The following is a 565-nucleotide window of genomic DNA, read 5'->3' as shown; positions in this document are numbered from 1 at the left end:
GATCATCGTGAGCCTGGTTCCGCTCGCGCTGCGCGGTGTGTCCTACGCGCCCGTCGGCGCGGCGTCGCTGCTGCGGCGGAACCTGCTGATCTACGGCGTCGGCGGCATCGTCGCGCCCTTCATCGGCATCAAGATCATCGACGTGATCCTCACTGTCCTGGGAGTTGCCTGAACATGTTGCGCCCTCTTCTCTCCCTGCTGCTCGGCTCGACCCTGCTGCTCGGCGTCGCGGCCCCGCTGGCGGTCACCGCCGCCGCCGGCCGCGTGATGCCCGAGCGGGCGGGCGGCAGCCTCATCCGCCAGGGCAACCAGGTCGTCGGCTCCGCCCTGATCGGCCAGAATTTCGCCGGCGACGAGTGGTTCCACCCGCGCCCCTCGGCGACCTCGGCGGCGCCCTATGATGCCTCCTCCTCGGCCGCCTCCCAGCAGGGTCCCACCAGCGAGACGCTGCTGAACGCGATCAAGGGGCGCCTCGGCGACTCCCGGAACGTGCCCGCTGATGCCGTCACCGCCAGCGGCTCGGGCCTGGACCCGCATATCAGCCCGGTGAATGCGCGGGCTCAGA

Annotated in this window: 1 protein-coding gene; it reads left to right on the top strand. The window is 71.0% G+C overall.

Going from position 1 to position 565, the window contains the following annotated elements:
- Positions 1–174: 174 nt before the first annotated feature.
- The coding region (locus AC1DWF_RS37365; RefSeq protein WP_476843464.1) for a potassium-transporting ATPase subunit C at positions 175–565 on the top strand (391 nt) is incomplete at its 3' end.

This window comes from Aminobacter sp. P4_D5 (assembly GCF_056401815.1).
The sequence above is the reverse complement of the archived record's forward strand: the minus strand, read 5'-3'. Positions and strand labels throughout refer to the sequence as shown.